This is a genomic window from Bradyrhizobium erythrophlei, from assembly GCF_900129425.1.
In the GTDB taxonomy this organism is placed as follows: Bacteria; Pseudomonadota; Alphaproteobacteria; order Rhizobiales; family Xanthobacteraceae; genus Bradyrhizobium; species Bradyrhizobium erythrophlei_C.
Window position 1 is genome coordinate 3454288 of sequence record NZ_LT670817.1, and the last position, 17867, is coordinate 3472154.

Sequence of the window (17867 nt, forward strand, 5' to 3'; positions counted from 1 at the left end):
TTCTGCCGCGTCGTCGCCGACGCGGCATGTTCGGTGCATCGCAGAATCGTCAGTACACCCTGCGGCGAACAACGACGGCACGCCGTGGCGCGACAACAACCGCGCGTCTGGCGACCACAGCGCCGCCTGCGCCAACGCAGCCTGCGCGATAGACGCCGCGAGCGCACACAACGGCGCTTGCTCCCACCGTGCTCAATGCGACGAAGCTGCCTGCCAGAAGTAGAGTGACAATCAGATGTGCTTTCATGACGGTTCTCCTTGGGTTGAAGTCCTGCTTCGGTCAATCGCAATTCCGAGTCGTTTGGCAACCACGTGCTGCGTCGCTTAGGCCGCGGAGACAATTGCCGGTTTCTTCGCCAACATCGCTCGTCGATCGTGAATCAGGCTCTCCAGCCGGTGGGCTGCCACGTTCAACGTGGCGTCATCCACCGCGCTTTCGTCCCCGCTTGCGGATTTCATGCGTTGCGTTTTGAGAATGTCGTCGATTTCCTCTTCGATATCCGAAAGCTCAGCCTCGGTGCCGGCCTTCCGGATCCGGCGTCCCAAGGCATAAAGAGAATCAAGCGGGCCTTGTCCGGTGGCGGGCCCGCCCAGGCCAAGAAATTTCCAGGCGGCGGCAAGTACGGTCGCCGCGCCACCCAGCGCCATTGGCGTCAGGTAAATCCAGTTGCCGTATTCATCCATGAAGCTCTGCTGGGTGCCGTTGTAGAAGGCGGCAGCTCCGGGGTGCAGCGGAAGGTAGGCATCCGCGTCGGTGCTGGGTGCGGTTATCTGGGCAAAAAGCGGCTGCTCGGCCAAAAGCTCCCTGCGCACGCGCATGATCGTCTGCGTGAGGCTGGTTATCAAATCAGTGCCGAGCTTCCCGTTCGCAACCAGATATAACGTAGCCCTCAAGGTCGTCAGGTCATCTTCCGGAATCGGCGGCGATCCTCGCAGCGTGCCCTTGGGCACGTCGAAGCTTTCATAAGCGCGTTCGGCTTGTGCGATCGCCCCGGCAGATTCGATCGGGATCAGTACCGGCAAGGCTTTGGAGCCCTGCGCAAATACGTCCCGTACCAGCGACAGATATTTTTCAGTCAGAGGGATCACAACAAGCAGCGCATTCACCTCCTTGGATTGAACAGCGCGCCGCGCATCCGGCAAAGCGATATCCTTGAACACCTTGGCGCGATCGAGCCCATATTCCTTGCTCAGGACGTCGACAATCCTGGTATTGGCGTCCCCGCCAAGCACACCCACGCGACGGCCTTTCAGTTTGTCGATACTGTCGATGCTCGAACCCGGCGGCGCGACGAGGAGCACGGCCATATGGCTGACAACGACGACGGCTCGCGCTTGCGACAGGTCACCGACATCGCCGCGAACCACCGCGAGATCCACTTTGCCTGCCGAAAACGCATTGGCCGCTTCAAGCACCGTGCCGCTGTCGATAACCTTGAGCCGCACCGGCGCGTTCGTCGCTACGAGCTGGCTCGCGATTGCCGACATGGCCTTGGCAGCTTCGCCGTCGATCGACCCCACCGCCACGCTCAGCGTTGCCGGGCGCGTATAGTACCGATAGGCAAGAAGGCCTGCGCCGAACACAAGGCCAACGACTCCGAGAAGCAGCACGAAACGAAGCCAGAGCGGCAAATTTGGCGATACCATGCCCGTTACTCCTGACGCGGCGATTGATTGCCGCTACTGAATGCGCCTGATCAAGCGCTACGTGGCGGCAAGGCCTGCCGGTACCACACGCGGCAGGATGATCTGGATTTTCGTCCCCTCGCCGGGTTTGCTATCGAGGTTGAGCCGCCCACCCAGACAATTCGTGACGATGCTGTAGACGACATGCAGGCCGAGGCCTGTGCTGCCTTGATCGCGGCGCGTCGTGAAAAACGGATCGAACGCTTTGCGCAGGACACCACGACTCATGCCGCAGCCATCGTCGGAAAAAAGAATTTCGACATGGTCACTTCCGGACGCCAGCACCTTGATGCTGACGGTACCTTCCTTGTCGTCGGGAAACGCGTGCGCGACCGCATTGAGGAAGAGGTTGGTCAGCACCTGCCCGTACGGTCCCGGATAGCTGTTCATCGTCAGATCGGGTTGGCACTCGACGTTGAGGGTGAGATTTTGCTTTCCCAGGCCCGGCCGCAAACTCGTGGCGACCTGCTCGGTCAGCTCGCCGAGATCGAAGATGCGTGGATTCGAGACGTTTCGGTCGGCCGCCACTTGCTTGAACGACTGGATCAGCTCGGCCGCGCGCGTGAGATTGGCGACCAGTTGCGCTGACGCCTGACGGCTGCTCTCAATGAAATCGTTCAGACTTGATCGCCCAAGATTGCCTTGCGCGACTTTCGCCGCGAACGTGGCCGTCTTGCGTTCCAGCGCGGAGGCTACCGTCAGGCTGGTGCCCACGGGATTATTGACCTCGTGCGCAATACCCGCCACCAGCCGCCCGAGGGCTGCGAGTTTTTCCGCTTCGATCAGGGAGTTTTGGGTCTCCCGCAGATTTTGCAACGCTGCTTCGGCCGCATCCCTGGCGTGGCGGGTCTCCTGTTCGCTGGCCTGCAGCGCCGCTTCCGCGCGCTTGCGCTCGGTGATCTCCTCCGCAGCGACGTTGATGCCGACGATTTCGCCGCTTGGGCTGCGCAGCGGATGCCAGTAGGTGATCCAAAACCGTTCGCCGATTTGGTCGGCGCGCTGGCCGGCGACCTCGATGCCCGTCACCGGCTCGCCGGTATCCATGATCGAGCGGACGATGTCTTCGACCGCCTCGGCCAGAGCCGGTACGCAGTCCCTGACCGAGCGCCCCAGATGATCCTCGACGGAGATGCCGCATATCTCGGTAAGGCGCTGGTTGATCTGCAGATAACGGCAGTCCGGAGAGAGGCAGGCGAGACCGATCGGCGCCGTGTCGTAGATCAGTTGCAGGGCAGGTTGCTGAGGAAACAGCACGACGGACGATGATTTCACCGCCGCGGCACCACGATCGAGATGCTTTGACATCGAATGCCTCCCTAGCGAACAACGGACTGTCTGGAAGAGCGGATGCGGCCTCAATGCGTCGATTGGTTGCAGCCGCCGCTGCGCGGCTGGCTTTCTTCGTCATGTCCTTTCATGGCCGTGTCGTTCGGGCCATTTGGCGTTTCATTTTCCTTCGAACGCGAATATGCGCTTCCGGTCAACCGGTGCTTCCTCAGGGTAAGGCCTGTCCGATTCCAAGCGGAATGTGCCGCCGGGAACGACGAGCATGTCGGTATGCTGCTGGGGTCGGGCCGATGATGAGTCCGTGTCAACAAGGCTCATGAGAACCTCAATCGCGTGGGGATTGCGCACTTCCGGCTTATCGAATTGTGCATCGGGCACGATGCGGGAGCAAGCACAATCATCACCGCCATCGCGCGAGGCGGATCGAGGCACGATTTCAAGGGCGACTTCTGCTGTCTTCAAAACCTGGGTCATTTAGCGCAAGCGCGATGTCCGCCTTACTTCGTTCGGCTGACAACGCGTCGCGCAATCGACGGGCTTTCGCGATCCGGAGCGGATGCGCCGCGCCTTCATCCGCGCCTTCATCCGCTCTTTGGCGAGCCGCAGCGCAAGGCTGACCGTTGCTAGCGCTGCAGTTCCTGTCCAAACACGATCCGATGACCATCCGGGGTCGTTACGACGATCTCCCGCATCCCATATGTCCTGTCGGTTGGCGTCGTACATGCAGCTCCGCGCGCCATCAACTCGGCGTACAGCGCATCGACGTTGTCGACACTCAGATAGCCGAACCAGTTATGAGATCCGAGTTCGGAGGCTGGCATGTCGCGAGGACAGTGCCCCAACATGATGCGCACTCCAGTACGCTCGACCAACCGCCAGTCCGACGCTTCCTCCCAAAGAACGCGAACTCCCAGGACATCGCGGAAGTAGTCAGCACTACGCCTGGCGTCCGGAACCGCGAGCACAAAGGCCCATGGGGCAATGGTTGGCATGTGAGTTCCTCGTTGTACGTGGGGAGTCAGCCGAACGGCTTTCACCATTACCCCCGGAACGCGGGTGGGACAGGAAAGTTTCGGAAGCGGCTTGGCTTTTGAGACCTGGCTTTTTAGGATTCGGCCCTTTAGGACTTGGCCTTTGAAATACGTCCATCGTGATCGACGATAGACAGCGCCCACCGCTTCCTATTCTCGTTCTTCCCGTCGCCAGGACAGCTAAGACCCGGCTTTCATCTCCAATAGTCCCAGCCGGCGTCCAAGCCATTGTGTTGTCGGCGCCTGGATCAGGATCGTCATCAGGATGGCGATGAAGGTGACCGAGGCGATCATCTGCGCGCCGGGCGCCTTGATGCCGAGCAACAACCCGGCCAGCGCCGCTGGAATCACGCCGGTCTCGCGGGTCCAGCACATGAACAGCATTTCGGCAAAGCTCCAGCGCGCGCGGCGATCCGGGAGCGCGCACAGGAAAACCGTCGCTGGCCGCGCCACCAGCATCAGCACGGCGACGACGGCGATGCCGCCGAGCCAGTATTGGCCCATCAACGCGAAATCGACCTGCGCGCCGAGCAGGATGAAAATGAACAGACGCATGATGAATGCGGTGGTCAATACGAACTCGTCGAGCTTTTGCGCGCCGCCGGCCTCCATCTGAAAGCCGAACTCTTCCTTGTTGCCGAGCACGATGCCGAACACGAACACCGCCATGAAGCCGCTGGCCTGCAGGCCGCTGGCCGCGAAATAGGCGCCGATCACGGCGACCAGCGTGACCACGGGCGCATATTCCGCGAGGAAGGCCCATCGCTCATGCGCGATCAGGAAGGCGGCTGCGTATCCCAGCGCGACGCCGGCGACGATGCCGATGACGGATTGCCTGAGCAGGTCGAACGCCGCGTTCGTCAGCGAGAATTCGCCGGTCCCCGTCGCCACCGCCAGCACGCCGAAGGTGACGATCGCAGCCATGGCGTCGTTGAAAGCGGACTCGCTCATGACGGTTTGCGCCACCCGGTCGCGAATATGAATCTGGCGGAAGATCGGCACCAGCGTCGCCGGATCGGTCGAGGCCAGCGTCGCGCCCAGCAGCAGCGCCACGAGGGTTGGGATACCGAGGATGTAGTGGGCGGCGAGGCCGGTAATCCCCGCGGTAATCAGCACGCCGACGGTGGCGATGACGACGATGGTGATCCAGACCTGCTTCAGGACATGAAAGCGCAGCGAAGCGCCGCCATCGAACAGAATATAGCTGGCGCCGAACAAAAGGATGATCTGGTTCAGCGCCGAACCCGCCTGGATGTCGATCAGTCGCAGCGCCTGCGGGCCGATCGCGATCCCGACCACGAGAAATACCGCGACGTCGGGAATCCTGATCTTCTGCGCCAGCAGCGCGGCGACGGTGCCGACAGCGAGAATGAGCCCGCACGACAGCAGCGTGTGCCTGGCGATTTCGAGGGAGGCAGAGGCTTCCAATGGGTTTCTCTCTGGTGGTTATTCCGTGGCCTGCCGGGTCGAGACGCGCGCAAGCGCGCTCCTCACCCCCGAAGACCTCATCCCGAGGAGCGGCGTCTTCGCCGCGTCAGAACGGCGCGTTTGATCTAAACGGATTTGCCCGCGCCTTTCAAAACATCTCGAAACTGACAATGCCGCTTCACTGAGGCGCGTCCGGCGCAGGTTTTTCGATCACCTCTGCCAGGCATCGATTGATGTAGGCAGGCCAATCTCTCGGCAGGACCTTCGCAACATCGGCCTTTTGACGGCATTCGCGCTGCTCGGTTTGCCTGGCGCGGCGTTTTTCGGAGACCAGCGGGGATTGCCTGAGCCTCCGCACTTTAATCGGTGAACCATCGGAATCGAACTGCAGTTCGTATTTTTTGCCGTTCTTATCCGTCGCACTGCAGGAAATACTGGAAATTTGTTTCGTCGAGACGTTTCCAAACTGCCGGCATAGTCCGGTCGCCAATTCGGCTGATGGTACCGGCAGGCCATCGACCTTCGGCCTGTTCTTGGAGTTCAGCAGCATCTGGTCAATCTGCAGTTCGTACAGATCATCCTGTTCCCTCCGGCTGTTTTCACCCGAGAACGAGATGACGTGGCTATCGTCAGAGGGGTCGTCGAGCGCAATCGTAAAATTGGCCCGGCCTTGCTCGCTGTGAAAAAATGCAACGGCCCGGCACGCGAAATCGCGTCCCGCGATTCTAAGCGTGCTGCACTTGCCCGACATCAACACGAATATATCGGTGTCCGGTTCCTGTCGTTTGATCTCGGCAACGGACGGAGTTGCCAACAAAATAATGGCAACGGTGAAAACCTGTCGGCAGAGTCGCATCGTAATGCTCGGTGAATTAGACATAAGATCGAACAGCCCGTGTCATATCAATCGGGTCGCAAGTTACATGAAATTTGCAGGTGTGCTAGGCGGAACCCGCGGAAATTGCGTTCGCGTCCGTCAGCGCGCAATCGATGCTGTCACGTTCTAATTCAGCGCCTTCAGCCAGGCGCCGATTTCGCTCGCCGCTACGTTGGCCTGCTGCAGCAATTTGCCCATGGTGAAGAAGCCGTGGAATTGGCCGGGAAAAGTCCGGTGCGTCACGGCAACCCCGGCTTCCTTCAGTCGGCCCGCGTATTCGTCGCCTTCGTCGCGCAGGGGATCGGCGCCCGCGGTCAGCACGTAAGCCGGCGGCAGCCCGATCAGGGTGTTGGCGCGTGCCGGCGATGCCCGCCAGTCACCGGCGTCGGCGGCGTCGTTGAGATAGTGGTCGCGAAACCATTTGACCACGGAATGCGTGAGCAGGAGGCTGGTCTCGGGCTCGCTGTGCGAGGGATGCGTCATCGCGAAATCGGTGGCCGGATAGATCAGCACCTGTCCTGCGATGGCGGGGCCGTTGCCGTCGCGCGCCGAGATCGCAACCACCGCGGCGAGGTTGCCGCCGGCGCTGTCGCCGCCGACCGTCAGCCGCGACGCATCGACGCCGAGTTGCCGCGCATGGTCGGCGATCCATTTGGTGGCGGCGATGGCGTCATCGACGGCGGCGGGAAATTTGTGCTCCGGCGCGAGCCGGTAGTCGACGGCGATGACGATGAGCTGACCTTCGTCGGCCAGCTTTCGGCACACCACGTCGTGGGAGTCGAGATCTCCGATCACCCAGCCGCCGCCGTGAAAGAATACCAGGCACGGCGCGAGATCGTTGGCCTTCCTGAGTTTTAGGGGCGTGTAGATGCGCGCGGGAATGGATCCCGCAGGCGAGGGGATCGCGAGCGGCCGCACCGAGTCGAGCGCGGGCGGCTCGGGATTGGTGACGACCCGGCCCTTCAGATAGAGCTCGCGCGCTTCGGCAGGTGAAACCGTTTCGTAAGGCGGCCGGCCGGATTCCTGAAACGCCTTGAAGACGGCGGCGGCGTCGGGATCGAGGGTGACGGGCATGGGGAGGGACCTGTTGATCTTGAATCCTGTCATTCCGGGTCTGGTCCTTCGGACCATCCCGGAATGACAATCGTTTTAGCTCGCCCCGAGCGCACAGCGCGCTTGCGCCGGGAGTGACGATCTCTACCCCGCGATCCGGCCGCCGTCGACGGTGTAGGCGGAGCCCGAGACATAGCTGGCTTCGTCGGAGCCGAGGAACGCCACGATCGAGGCGACTTCGGAAGCCTGTCCGAGCCGGCGCGCCGGAATCCGCTCCACGATGCGTTCATTGGGAACCGGTGTGTTGCCGGGATTGCGGCCTTCGACGATCGCGCTCAGCATGCGGCTGTCGATCAGGCCGGGACAGACGCAGTTCACGCGCACGCCGGTCGTGCTGCATTCCACCGCGGCGGTTTTGGTGAGCCCGATCACCGCATGCTTGCTGGCGGTATAGACCGCGATGTCCGGGGAGCCGATCAGGCCGGCGATCGAGGCGGTATTGATGATGCTGCCTTTGTTCTGCTTGAGCATGACCGGCAGCACATGCTTCATTCCCAGGAATACGCCGACCACATTGACGTCGAGCACCCGGCGGAACGTCTCAAGCGAATATTTTGTGATCGGCGCGATATCGCCCTCGATGCCGGCATTGTTGTGAAAGACGTCGATGGTACCGAACTTGTCGACGGCGGCGCGGACATAGTCTGCAACCTCGTCCTCGCTGGTGACATCGGCGGACACGGCCAGCGCCTGCGCCGAGGCCGGCAAATCCCCGATCGCGTTCTGCAGCTCCTGCTCGCTGCGGTCGACCGCGACGATGCGCGCGCCGCGCTCGGCCAACAGGTGCATGGTCGCGCGTCCGATGACACCGGCAGCCCCGGTGACGACGGCGGCCTTGCCGTCCAGACGGATTCGATCGGGCATGGGTGGGATTCCTCTGGGCTCGTCCGGTTGTCCCGGATTTCTGGTGGTCCGGCGCCGGACGCGCGAACGTCGATCAGGCGGACTATTTCACTTGCGCCTTGGGCTGGCCAGTGGCGCAAGGCGCCGGTACCCGCCCTTTCCCCGCCGTATGCGGAGTGCTAGGTAGATTCCTTTGTTATTTCAATAACTTATAGAAGTTGTGATTTGATCCGTACCAGATTGCGTACCAGTTACTCAGGTTGCTGATCCTGAGGCGGGTTCGACCCAGCATCCTTAGCCTGAACACAGATCATAGTGATTACTGGTCTGATGCGCTGGTTAGGATTTAGAACGGGGTATGTCGCGCTCATTGCAAAGTTTTGACAGTTAGTCAGTGATGTATAGTTTCCGATGTGCTTTATGACTGGATCGTACCCGTTTGCACCAGTAACTATCAGAAGAAGCCAAAAGACCATTTGCAGCCTCCGATATTCAATTGTGGTAGGTAGTCGCCAGGGCATCCAGGGTATCCAAGCATATCCGACTTCCGTCCCGGTTATTACAGTTTTGATACCTCCAACAGTTCAGTGAACGTCTCTGGAGTCTCGTGCCGGTAGGTCTTGCGGATCGTCTCGACCGAGACACCGCAATAGAGGCTCACGGTTTCAATGTCGACCTTCTTCCCTGTCCGTCGATCTGGCGTCAGATACCAGGTGATCGCTGTATGCCGCAGCGTGTGACGCAAGACCTTGCGTTCCTTTTCCTCAGTTGCGAGGCCGGCCCGCTCAACGACAGTTTCCCAACCATCGTGGATGCGGCGGACGCGCTTGCCCATGAACTCGATCACCGAGTGGTTCGAAACCCCGACCCGCGCCCATCGCCGCATGTGTGCCAGCAACCGGGGTGGCAGGGGGATGGTAGGCTGCCGCTTGCTAGTAGCCTCCTTGTTGTCAGGCTTCCGCTTGAAGATGCCACGCTCGAGGTCGACGTAACCACGATCGATCGCCGGAACGAGTGACGCGTTGCAGATGTCGCCATTGCGACTGCCGGTGTAGATGCCGATCAGGATATAGCGGGCGATGTGGCGCAACGTGTGTCGACCCTTGCTGGTGGACAGCTTGGTCTTCTTGCGCTCACGCCAGGCGGCCCACAACATTGCCGCCGCCTCATCACGGGTCAGGTATCGAATGCGAGATTTCGGAGCGTCCGGCAATGTCGCGCTGAATTTTGGTTGGATCCCGCCCTTCGTCTTCTTGACGCATCGGTTTATCGCGGCCTGCAACAATTTCAGATCGCGATGTGCCGATGGTTGTAGGACTCGCTCCTCGGCGTAACGTTCCTGCAAGTCGGCGGTGAGGTTGCCGATGGTGTAATCTTTGAACCAGTCCCCGATACGGGCGATCGCCGATAGCAGCTGGTTCTTGTAGGTCTGGTCTATCTTCCTTTTGTTGATGTGCTGCGCCTCCAGCATGATCACATCGACTATGCGGATCGAGTTGACGTCCGAGGTTGTAAGCGCCTTTTTTGGGTCGTGCTTTTTCGCGATGTACCGGGCGAGGGCTTTTTCAGCTCCGACAGCATCAGCCTCATGGCATCCTGTGCCACGAGTAAGCTGTCCGTCTCGGATGACCCAGGTTGGGGCACGACCGTCTTTGTATTTTTTAAGGGTGACGTATGGGGCTTTGCGGCGACGCGGCATGATGCTCTGTATTCCTCAATTGCGGCAAGTGTCACAAAATACTTTCCGGCGACAAACTCGTAGGTGATCTTTCCTGCGACCACCAGCCTCCGCAAAGCCGAGACGGACATCGATCCGTCTGGCCATGCGAGGCGGGCGGCAACATCCAGTCTCAGAGGGGTGGTGGGCGTGACGATGCCATCGGACGTCAGGGCGCTGAGGTCCGTCGTTCTCGCCCTTGCAGCCAAACTCATTTGCCAGTCTTTCCGAATACGCTGTCGATGGTGGGTTCTGCAGTCCGTGGTGTCGCGGACCAACTCTTGATCGGCCAGCGACCATCTCGCCACCGGGTTCGGCAAACCCGTTTCCGGGTTGTATTGTTAGTCAGGACGGCGGGAGAGCCGGGTCAGATCCTCGCCGTTCATCGCCAGCCGCTTCATCTCTTGGATCAGGAAGGTGACCGCGACACCGATGTTCGGGAAGTCTGCGCCGTAGCTGCGGAAGCCGCTCCAGCCCTCGGGATAGATCATCGGCGATTCCTCGAAAGCGTCCTCCTCGCCATTGCGGCGGTCGAAGACTGCATCGAGCTGTCCGACACCAGCCTGGAACAGCTCGCCCTTCGAGGCGTCGACGCGCTCGTTGGCCGGGCCCCACATCTCGTTCTGCCGCTCCAGCTCCTTCGCGATGAAGTCGAGGGCGGCTCTTTCTGCTTGTTTAGCGTCCAAGTTCAGTTCCTTATTTGCAGCAAAAATTTGCATTCAAGCGCACCAATCGTCAAGCAAAATCTAGTATTTCTTGCCCCCTTTCTTCACCCGGTTCTCGTGCGTGTGATCCGGTCTCACGAGGTTGAAGGCGGACTTCTCGCGGGCAGCGGCACCGAGGTTCAGTTTCAGCGCGCCGCCGAGATCTTCGATGCGGATCAGGGCGTCGGCCAACTCAACCTCGAGTCCGAGGCGGTGAGGCAGCTTGTCATCCATCAGGTCCTTGCGATCGGCCTCCATGGCCTCACAGATCTCGCTGACGGTCAGCAGCAGCTTGGTCGGTACGATCAGCGGCTTCTTCGTCAGGTCTTCTCCGGTGGCCGGATCGGTCCACCAATGGGCATTCATCTTGTGGCAGATTGCCACGAGAGCGTTCACGGCTCTTTCCAGTTCGAGCAGGTCCGCTTCGGTGAAGTTGTCGTTTGCGACGATCATTCTCACTCCTTAAATCGCAGCTCGTCGGCGAGGTCCTCGAACATCCTGATGACGTCCTTCTGGCAGCGACCCTTCTTGTCGTTCCAGTCAAACGGATGTTCTGTGACCTGGCCCTTGATCAGGGAAACGAAGCGCGCGTACGCGCCTTGGTCTTCTTTGCCTGCGGCGCGGCGGATGCATCCTTCGATATCGAAGCATCGTGCCGTGTCACTGAATACCGGGACCGACTTACCATGCCGGTCCCTTGCGAGGGTCTTCTGTGTCCAGCGTCCTGGCTTGGAGAACATCAGAAGACAGCGCTCCACGATCTCCAGCTCGGTTAACATCAGATCGCAAGGTCCGTCAGCTCATCGAGCCAGCAAAAGCCCCGCAGCCAATTTGCCGGATGCTTGGTGATCCTCCCGGTGACCTGCATCAGCCGCCGCGCTTCGTGGAGCGGTAGGGATAGGCCTTGGAGTAATCGATGTGGTGCTCGCGCTTCACCGGCACGAACTTGATCGGCTTGCCCGCGATCTCCTTCATCAGGGCGTCGACGCTTTCCTTGTGCTTCCGCGGATGGAGAACGGCGAGTGCTTCAACGAGCGTCGTGACTTCAGCACGTTCCTTGCCGGTCAGGCAGCGAGTGGCTTGCGCCCGGCTTCCGGCCGGCTGGTAGTAGAGCTTCTTCTTGACCTTGCGTCTTTGATGCTGAGACGTAAGGAAGTGCATGGCCTTCAGCAGGCCCATCTGCGTGTCGTCGAGTGTTGCAGTCGCGTCCATTTGGTCCTCTCTTTGTGAACTCATGAGCCATGCAGCGAGCGAATGCGCCGCCTGACCTGCTGCCGGGTAAAATTGTTTGCGTAGGGGGTGCGCGGAGATGAAGCGAAGGGGACCGAATGCCAGGCGCCTCTGAATTTGAAGCGGACCAGGTGGTGTCTCTTCTTGTCGTGATCGACAATGAAGTCTTCGATCTCTCCGTTATCCTTCAGTGCCTGAATCTCTTTCTGCACCTCGCGCACGTGACTTTTCATCTTTGCCCCTCTTTGAAAACGGCCGGTATGGCCACTTCTTCTTCGGGCGTTTCGGAGTCGCATCGACCTCCGCGTCGGGGTCGACCTTGGCCAGCATCCGACGCCTGAACTCTTCCGTTTCTCTCGCTATCCGCTTGGTGCGGGCGATCTCGGTGACGTCACCGCGCGTCAGCTCGTCCTTCGAGCCGAAGGTTTTCTGCGCGTGACAGTCGATGTGTTTTGCGAAGATGAACTCCGGATCGTTGGATCTCGGAGTGGTGTCCTTCGCTTCGGGATCCCAGCAGCGCAGCTGCACTGCGGGGAAGTGATCAAATTGCGTGTCGTCCAGCTTCCCAAGACGCTCCCCGCAGGTGGCGCACAGACTGTGCTGCCTGATCACGACCTTGAGCTTTACGGTGACCGGAATGGCCTTTCTGAAGCCTGGAGGCGGAGCTGCGGGGAGCGTCGTTTGCATTTGCTCTAATCTATTTGCATTCAAGCAAAAGATCAAGCAAATTTTCGAGCCGATCCCTTCGGGTGATGGCCCTAATCCAGGCCTGCTTTCCTCCTTCGGTGACCTGTCCGTCCTCGGTCAGAAAGCCGCTACGGATCATCGCCTCGATCGTGCGGCGCTGCCACGGCTGGACCTTGATGCCGACCGCATGGCCGAGCGCTTCCACCCAGGCGAGATATGCCGGGGCGTGCTCGTCCATGACGCGGACCTGGGCCTTAGACATTCTGGGACGTCTCGGCATGTTCGTCGCTCTCGAACTTGATATTGACGAGTCCGTTTCCGCCCAGCCACGCCAGTAGCTTCAGCGATGGAACATAGCGGATGCGTCTTCCGTCCTCCTTGACCTGGACGATGGTGCCTCGCGGCCACCGCGGCGGAGCCTTCCAACCCTTCGGCGTGGTCACCAGGATCTGGGCTTCCTCAAGCGGCATGCCCAAACTCCTGGCCGACCGCAGCGATGCTACGCAGGATTTCCCGAGGTCTGATGGCGTCATGCCGGCACCAGATCGGCCAGAGTTGACTTCACGCGCTCGATGACGCGAGCCGAGAAGTTGTCCGGGTGACGTGGGTCGGTGATGATGCCGTCCTCGATGACGAGGTTGTCGCCGTCATCCTTGGCTGTATGCGGGTTGCTCGCATGCCACATGCCGTAGAAGTTCCGGATCGACATGCCTGCGAACATCAGGCAGCCAGCGTGGCCCGGAGCGTCCGGATCGATGCGCCCGCCACCCATCTTGAGCAGGGGCAAGTGCCAGCTCACTGGATCGAGCCAGCGCTTCATCCCCTCGGCATCAGCCTGCACGCGCTTGAGCACGTCGGCGACCACGCCTTCCTCGTCCAGGTACTGGCCAAGCCATTCCTGGCTGTTGCGCGGCTCAGCTTTAACAACGTCCGACATTATGCGGCTTCCTTCTCTTCCTTGTAGTTGGCCTCGGCCCTGGCTTCCTTGAGCAGGAGCGACAGGTCGACGCCGGGGATGATGTTGGTCTCGATGATCTCCATGGCCTTGTCGAAGTAGGCCTTGAAGGTTTCCTCGTTCATTGCGTCGAACGCGGTGGAGGAGGGGATCATGATGATCTCGCCGGCCGTGGTCATGATCGGCTCGACCACGCCGCAGCCGAGCAGCAACGTCTTGTGCAGGCTGTCCTCGGACACGAACAGGTCGGTGTTCTTCACCACCAAGCGCAGCACGACGCGATACAGCCGGTGCCGCGGCGCGCTCCGCTGCTGGGCGAGGTTGACACGGAGAACCTTGTTGAAGGGCAGCTCCTCGAACATGTCGCGGTCGTAATTCGCATACGGCACGAGATGTCCATCTTCGTTCTTGATGACGAAGATCCATGGGTTCTTGGACTTGCTGGTCGCTTTGCTCATCGGTGCAGTCTCAGGCTCATGTCATTCCCGTATCTGTTCGCCGAGACTCCGAAGGTGCTCCTTGCAGGCCTCGATCAGTTGCTGGATCTGGGACTCGGAGAGACCGTATTCATCTCTCCTCTTGCGCTCACCGTCCCACCAGGCCCGGAGGTCCTCCGCACTCTTGGCGAGTGGGATGACCTCCAGTGCGAGGTTGACGTAGACGCGGGCCTTAAGCCGCATCGTCCTGGGTCTTCGCCTGCTTCAGCTCCTGCGACTTTTTGCTGGCGAGGTCGCGGATGAACTTCTCGTCAGCCTCGTGGAGCTTCTCCATATCCGGCGCGAACTCCGGATCGGCGATCGCCTCCATGACCGCTTTCACGGTCTTGGCGGACTTGATGGTCGCCTCCCACTTGTCGAGGATGGCGTCCTGCTCCTTCTCGTCGATGGAGGACTTGCGCACGGCCTTGTCGTCCTTCTTCGACGATCCGCCCTTGTCGGACGACTTGCCGCTGTCGCGGTTGTTGTCGTTGTCGAACTCGTCGGCGTTCCGGAAGTCCTGCTTCAGGTCGCTGACATAGCGGTTGTCGTCGTACATGCCGAGGTGGATGTCAGCCGCGAAGCCGAGCGTGCTGAGGCACTTGCTCAGTGCGTCGGTCAGCGACTTCTTCGGCGCCTCTTCATCGGTGAACCAGCCGTTCTTGTTCTTGCCGACGAAGGTGGTCTGACCGAAATGCTCGATCTCACCACGCTCGCTGTTCCACTTGTACCAGAGCCTGAGCCGCAGGACGTGTACGACATCCTTGTCCTGGCCGGGTTGATATTTCTCCTCGACGATGTTCCAGCCCCAACCGATACCGATCGGGCCGAACATCTTGGTCGCCTTCTTGATGAGATATGTGGCGTTGGTGGCGGTACCCTTGAAACCGCCACCACGGTTGAACTGCTTTGTGTAGTTCGGATCAGTCTGCTCGACCTCATTCCAGATCGCGAGATTGTCTTGCTGATTGCTCATCTTCTTCCTCGTTGGTGAATGGTGAAGGGCAGGGGCATCACGCCGCCTCTGCCGCCTCGGTGTTGTCGTTGTCGGCCGCCTTCTTCTTGGTGGCGCGCTTCTTCTTCGGAGCTGGGGGGAACCAGGCCTGCTGCTCGTCGATCTTCGCGACCTCGTCCTTGTCGCAATCGATCAGCAGCTTGCCGTCCTTGGACAGCTTGATGGTCACGCCCTTGCCGGCCGCCTGCATCGCGTCTTCCGGCATCAGTTTCTTGATGGCCTTCTTCGCGGCATCGTGCTTCTTGGAGGCAGTCAGCGTCTGGAGCAGGACGGCGGCTTGCTCGCCCCACTCGTTGCTCTCGTTCATGTCGATGACCTTGACGCGCTCGATGAGCGGGACCTCGATCGTCGGGTTGCCCGGAGTCTTGCCGGTCTCGACGCAGTCCCAGAACGCCTTCTCGGCCTTGAGCAGCTCGACCTGGTAGAAGATGTCGGCCTCGATCTCGACGCGGTACCACTGCGCGGCGCCGGTCAGGATCGACAGGTACGATGACGGAAGACCGGTCACCATCATGTTGTGCTGACACTGCGGGAAGTATTTCGTAACCGCGTTGTCGATCGAGAACCCGAACGGGAACATGAACTTGAACTCGACCATGGCGAACGGCTTGCCGGACTCAGTCGTCCGAACCAACCCGTCCAGCGTGGCGTGAGCCTTGTCCCAGTCCTCGTAGAAGACCTTGTCCTGCTCGTTGGTGACCCACCAGCCGGTGTCCTTTTCGAACAGGTCGGCGTTCAGCGGCTCGGTCAGGTTGCCGAGGTTGATCAGGATCACCTCGCTAAGATCCTCCGGCGCAATCTCGCCACGCTTCTCGGCCCACAAGCGCTCGATTGCGTCCTGGTCGCCGGACATGATGATCTTGGCATCGGATCCGCCAATGGATGCGCGGCGGGCGTTGCGGGCCTCTGCGGACATTCCGATGTGCCCGGTGCGGCGGTAGAGAGACGGTTGCATTTCAGTACTCCTTTTGCATTCAAGCAAATCAATTGGCGCAGTAATCCAGCCAGATGGACTTATCACCCATGGTTTCGACGAAGGCCTTGTGCGCAGCCCGGTCTTCGTCGGTTACTCTCGACGGCAGCGGGACAGGTCTCTGTCTCGCCGGAACTAATGTTTCATCCTTCTGCTCGGCAAAGAGATCGAGGGTCATGCCGAACTGGCGACCGCCTCGAAGCTCGATGTACACTTCCGTCAGCAGCTCGGCGTCGAGCAGAGCGCCGTGCTTGGTGCGTTTGCTGATGTCGATCTTGAACGCCCGGCACAGCGAATCCAGCGTGTGCCGAGAGCCAGGTCTCTGTTCCCTCGCGAGCGCCAGGCTGTCGACCACCTCGTTCTCAAGAGGCGGAAGGTTGAGCCTGTCCAGCTCGGCGTTCAGCATCCCGATGTCGAAGGACGCATTGTGGGCGACCAGCGTGGCACCTTCGATGAAGGTCAGGAACGAGTTGACCGTTCGTCTGAACGTTGGCTTCGTCTTCAGGAACTCGTTGCTGAGTCCATGGACCTTGAAGGCTTCCCGGTGAACCGGGTGCGTTGGGTTGATGTATTTGTGGTAGGTTGTCCCGGTCACCTTGAGATCAATGATCTCGACACAGCCGATTTCGACGAAGCGATCTACCTTCCGATCGAGCCCCGTCGTCTCCGTGTCGATGATGATCTCTCGTTTCAACGCAGCTTCCGTGATATGGGGTCAATTCCGTCCAGCTCCATCTGCGTCCAGATCAGCTGGTCTATTCGGTCGATGTAGGCCTCACAGGCAGACATGACGGCTGCCCGGTATCTGATGATGTCGTCTGCTGAGCCGTGGAGGAGCATCGCCTCGTAAGCCTTCACGCAGGAGTCCATGATCTTCTTGGAGGACTCCAGCGCGAGGTACGCATCGGTGACCGCCTGGCGTCTTTGCTCAAGAGCCATAGGTTTCCTCGAACTTGAGGCCGGCGGCCGGCACGATGTGAAGGTCCGTCTTCAACCCGACCAGGATGAAGCCGATCGCGCGGGTACGGATCTCGAGAGCGATCTGCCGGTGGGTCGGCTTGCGCGTCGGGCAATAGAGCCGATGCACAATCTCCTGATCTCCGCCACGGGCGAGCGCGATTGCTGCCTTGGTGAGGCGATCAGGCAGGCGGGCGACGTTGCACCAACGCATCCAGGATAGGACGCCAAGCGCCCTGTCGAGGTCGTCACGTTGGGGAGCAGTCTTGGTCTGGCCGTCATAGGGCTTCATCGCACTGAGGATGCGGTTCAGCTCGATTTCGGTCAGCTCGGCACGCGACATGCCGATCATGTTCCAGCCACCAGAACGGTTGCCGGAGGTCAGCCACCTGCGCTCCTGATCTGGGATCTTGTCGACAACTTCGACAGCTTCCGTCAGCAGCGACCAGATGACATCGCTATGCCTTGCACGATCGCCCTTTAAGGCAACGGCCAGCTCACCACCATGGGAGAGCCAGCCGATTGCTTTCGTGCGATCCTCAAGCGAGGATGAGATCGTCATTCGAGATCTTTGGTTTGGCGCTGCCGTAATCGATCCGGCGGCGGGTTGCGCGGTACTCGAAGACGTTCGTGGCGATACGCTTCTGCGTCAGGTGAAGATTACCTTCAGCAGCATCCTCACGGATGCGGTCGGCCAGAACGTTTAGGGTTGCGATACGCAGGCGATCATTCCCGCGCAGCACATCGTTGTCCGGGATCACGACCTGCCGGTCGAACTGGAGGTCGCCCTGCCAGTAGACCAGGAGGTCGCCTTCCGACGACGCCTTGAGCCAATCGTAATAGTCGGAGAGGGCGCCTGGAGCGACCTCAAGGACTGTGCGCTCCATG

General features: G+C 60.3%; 24 protein-coding genes and 1 pseudogene. All 25 read right to left on the reverse strand.

The genetic code is table 11. The features are described 5' to 3' along the window. Nucleotides 1-324: 324 nt before the first annotated feature. On the reverse strand, nt 325-1647 hold the full coding sequence (locus B5527_RS16320; RefSeq protein ID WP_079602425.1) for a TAXI family TRAP transporter solute-binding subunit: 1323 nt from the start codon (nt 1645-1647) through the stop codon (nt 325-327). A 57-nt stretch (nt 1648-1704) separates the two neighbouring features. Then, nucleotides 1705-2916: pseudogene (locus B5527_RS16325) on the reverse strand (ATP-binding protein); the annotation flags it as partial. A gap of 216 nt (nt 2917-3132) precedes the next feature. Next, nucleotides 3133-3447, reverse strand: a complete 315-nt coding sequence (locus tag B5527_RS46310; RefSeq protein ID WP_245332625.1) for a hypothetical protein — start codon at nt 3445-3447, stop codon at nt 3133-3135. A 149-nt stretch (nt 3448-3596) separates the two neighbouring features. Then, a complete protein-coding gene (locus B5527_RS16335) occupies nt 3597-3965 on the reverse strand; it encodes a VOC family protein (RefSeq protein ID WP_079602428.1) in 369 nt (122 codons plus the stop codon). A 219-nt stretch (nt 3966-4184) separates the two neighbouring features. After that, nucleotides 4185-5432 (reverse strand): cation:proton antiporter, encoded by a 1248-nt coding sequence (locus B5527_RS16340; protein WP_079602429.1) that lies wholly within the window; start codon nt 5430-5432, stop codon nt 4185-4187. 178 nt (nt 5433-5610) lie between these two features. Beyond that, entirely contained in the window at nt 5611-6183 is a 573-nt protein-coding gene (locus B5527_RS16345; protein WP_245332732.1) for a hypothetical protein, read from the reverse strand. 252 nt (nt 6184-6435) lie between these two features. Further along, on the reverse strand, nt 6436-7383 hold the full coding sequence (locus B5527_RS16350; RefSeq protein WP_079607327.1) for an alpha/beta hydrolase: 948 nt from the start codon (nt 7381-7383) through the stop codon (nt 6436-6438). Nucleotides 7384-7506: 123 nt separating this feature from the next. Next, nucleotides 7507-8286 (reverse strand): SDR family NAD(P)-dependent oxidoreductase, encoded by a 780-nt coding sequence (locus B5527_RS16355; RefSeq protein WP_079602431.1) that lies wholly within the window; start codon nt 8284-8286, stop codon nt 7507-7509. A 538-nt stretch (nt 8287-8824) separates the two neighbouring features. Further along, the gene (locus B5527_RS16360) at nt 8825-9964 is read right to left on the reverse strand and encodes a hypothetical protein (RefSeq protein WP_079602432.1); all 1140 of its coding nucleotides are present in this window, start codon (nt 9962-9964) and stop codon (nt 8825-8827) included. A 359-nt stretch (nt 9965-10323) separates the two neighbouring features. Continuing rightward, the gene (locus B5527_RS16365) at nt 10324-10701 is read right to left on the reverse strand and encodes a hypothetical protein (protein ID WP_079602433.1); all 378 of its coding nucleotides are present in this window, start codon (nt 10699-10701) and stop codon (nt 10324-10326) included. A gap of 27 nt (nt 10702-10728) precedes the next feature. Beyond that, entirely contained in the window at nt 10729-11139 is a 411-nt protein-coding gene (locus tag B5527_RS16370) for a hypothetical protein (RefSeq protein ID WP_197689308.1), read from the reverse strand. A 2-nt stretch (nt 11140-11141) separates the two neighbouring features. Continuing rightward, the gene (locus tag B5527_RS16375; RefSeq protein WP_079602434.1) at nt 11142-11465 is read right to left on the reverse strand and encodes a DUF6197 family protein; all 324 of its coding nucleotides are present in this window, start codon (nt 11463-11465) and stop codon (nt 11142-11144) included. A gap of 88 nt (nt 11466-11553) precedes the next feature. Continuing rightward, entirely contained in the window at nt 11554-11898 is a 345-nt protein-coding gene (locus B5527_RS16380) for a hypothetical protein (RefSeq protein WP_079602435.1), read from the reverse strand. Nucleotides 11899-12096: 198 nt separating this feature from the next. After that, a complete protein-coding gene (locus tag B5527_RS16385) occupies nt 12097-12603 on the reverse strand; it encodes a hypothetical protein (protein ID WP_079602436.1) in 507 nt (168 codons plus the stop codon). Between the two features lie 10 nt (nt 12604-12613). Beyond that, nucleotides 12614-12865, reverse strand: coding sequence for a hypothetical protein (locus B5527_RS16390; RefSeq protein WP_154072286.1), 252 nt, complete (start codon nt 12863-12865; stop codon nt 12614-12616). Further along, nucleotides 12858-13073 (reverse strand): hypothetical protein, encoded by a 216-nt coding sequence (locus tag B5527_RS16395; RefSeq protein WP_079602438.1) that lies wholly within the window; start codon nt 13071-13073, stop codon nt 12858-12860. The genes B5527_RS16390 and B5527_RS16395 overlap by 8 nt, the downstream gene beginning before the upstream one ends. A gap of 59 nt (nt 13074-13132) precedes the next feature. Continuing rightward, complete coding sequence (locus tag B5527_RS16400; RefSeq protein ID WP_079602439.1) at nt 13133-13540, reverse strand: hypothetical protein; 408 nt, start codon at nt 13538-13540, stop codon at nt 13133-13135. Further along, a complete protein-coding gene (locus B5527_RS16405) occupies nt 13540-14016 on the reverse strand; it encodes a hypothetical protein (RefSeq protein ID WP_079602440.1) in 477 nt (158 codons plus the stop codon). Before B5527_RS16405 ends, B5527_RS16400 begins: the two co-directional genes overlap by 1 nt. 21 nt (nt 14017-14037) lie before the next feature. Next, nucleotides 14038-14238: a hypothetical protein gene (locus B5527_RS16410; protein ID WP_079602441.1), complete on the reverse strand. Its 201-nt coding sequence runs from the start codon at nt 14236-14238 to the stop codon at nt 14038-14040. Next, nucleotides 14228-15010, reverse strand: a complete 783-nt coding sequence (locus B5527_RS16415) for a hypothetical protein (protein WP_079602442.1) — start codon at nt 15008-15010, stop codon at nt 14228-14230. The genes B5527_RS16410 and B5527_RS16415 overlap by 11 nt, the downstream gene beginning before the upstream one ends. A gap of 37 nt (nt 15011-15047) precedes the next feature. Beyond that, complete coding sequence (locus B5527_RS16420) at nt 15048-16004, reverse strand: YqaJ viral recombinase family protein (protein WP_079602443.1); 957 nt, start codon at nt 16002-16004, stop codon at nt 15048-15050. Between the two features lie 28 nt (nt 16005-16032). Beyond that, nucleotides 16033-16716: a DNA polymerase III subunit epsilon gene (dnaQ, locus tag B5527_RS16425; protein WP_079602444.1), complete on the reverse strand. Its 684-nt coding sequence runs from the start codon at nt 16714-16716 to the stop codon at nt 16033-16035. After that, nucleotides 16713-16961, reverse strand: a complete 249-nt coding sequence (locus B5527_RS16430; RefSeq protein WP_079602445.1) for a hypothetical protein — start codon at nt 16959-16961, stop codon at nt 16713-16715. The genes dnaQ and B5527_RS16430 overlap by 4 nt, the downstream gene beginning before the upstream one ends. After that, entirely contained in the window at nt 16951-17541 is a 591-nt protein-coding gene (locus B5527_RS16435; protein ID WP_079602446.1) for a hypothetical protein, read from the reverse strand. The genes B5527_RS16430 and B5527_RS16435 overlap by 11 nt, the downstream gene beginning before the upstream one ends. Then, nucleotides 17519-17866 carry a hypothetical protein gene (locus tag B5527_RS16440; RefSeq protein WP_079602447.1) on the reverse strand — a complete coding sequence of 116 codons (348 nt, stop codon included), beginning with the start codon at nt 17864-17866 and terminating at the stop codon, nt 17519-17521. Before B5527_RS16440 ends, B5527_RS16435 begins: the two co-directional genes overlap by 23 nt. Between the last annotated feature and the right edge of the window lies 1 nt (nt 17867).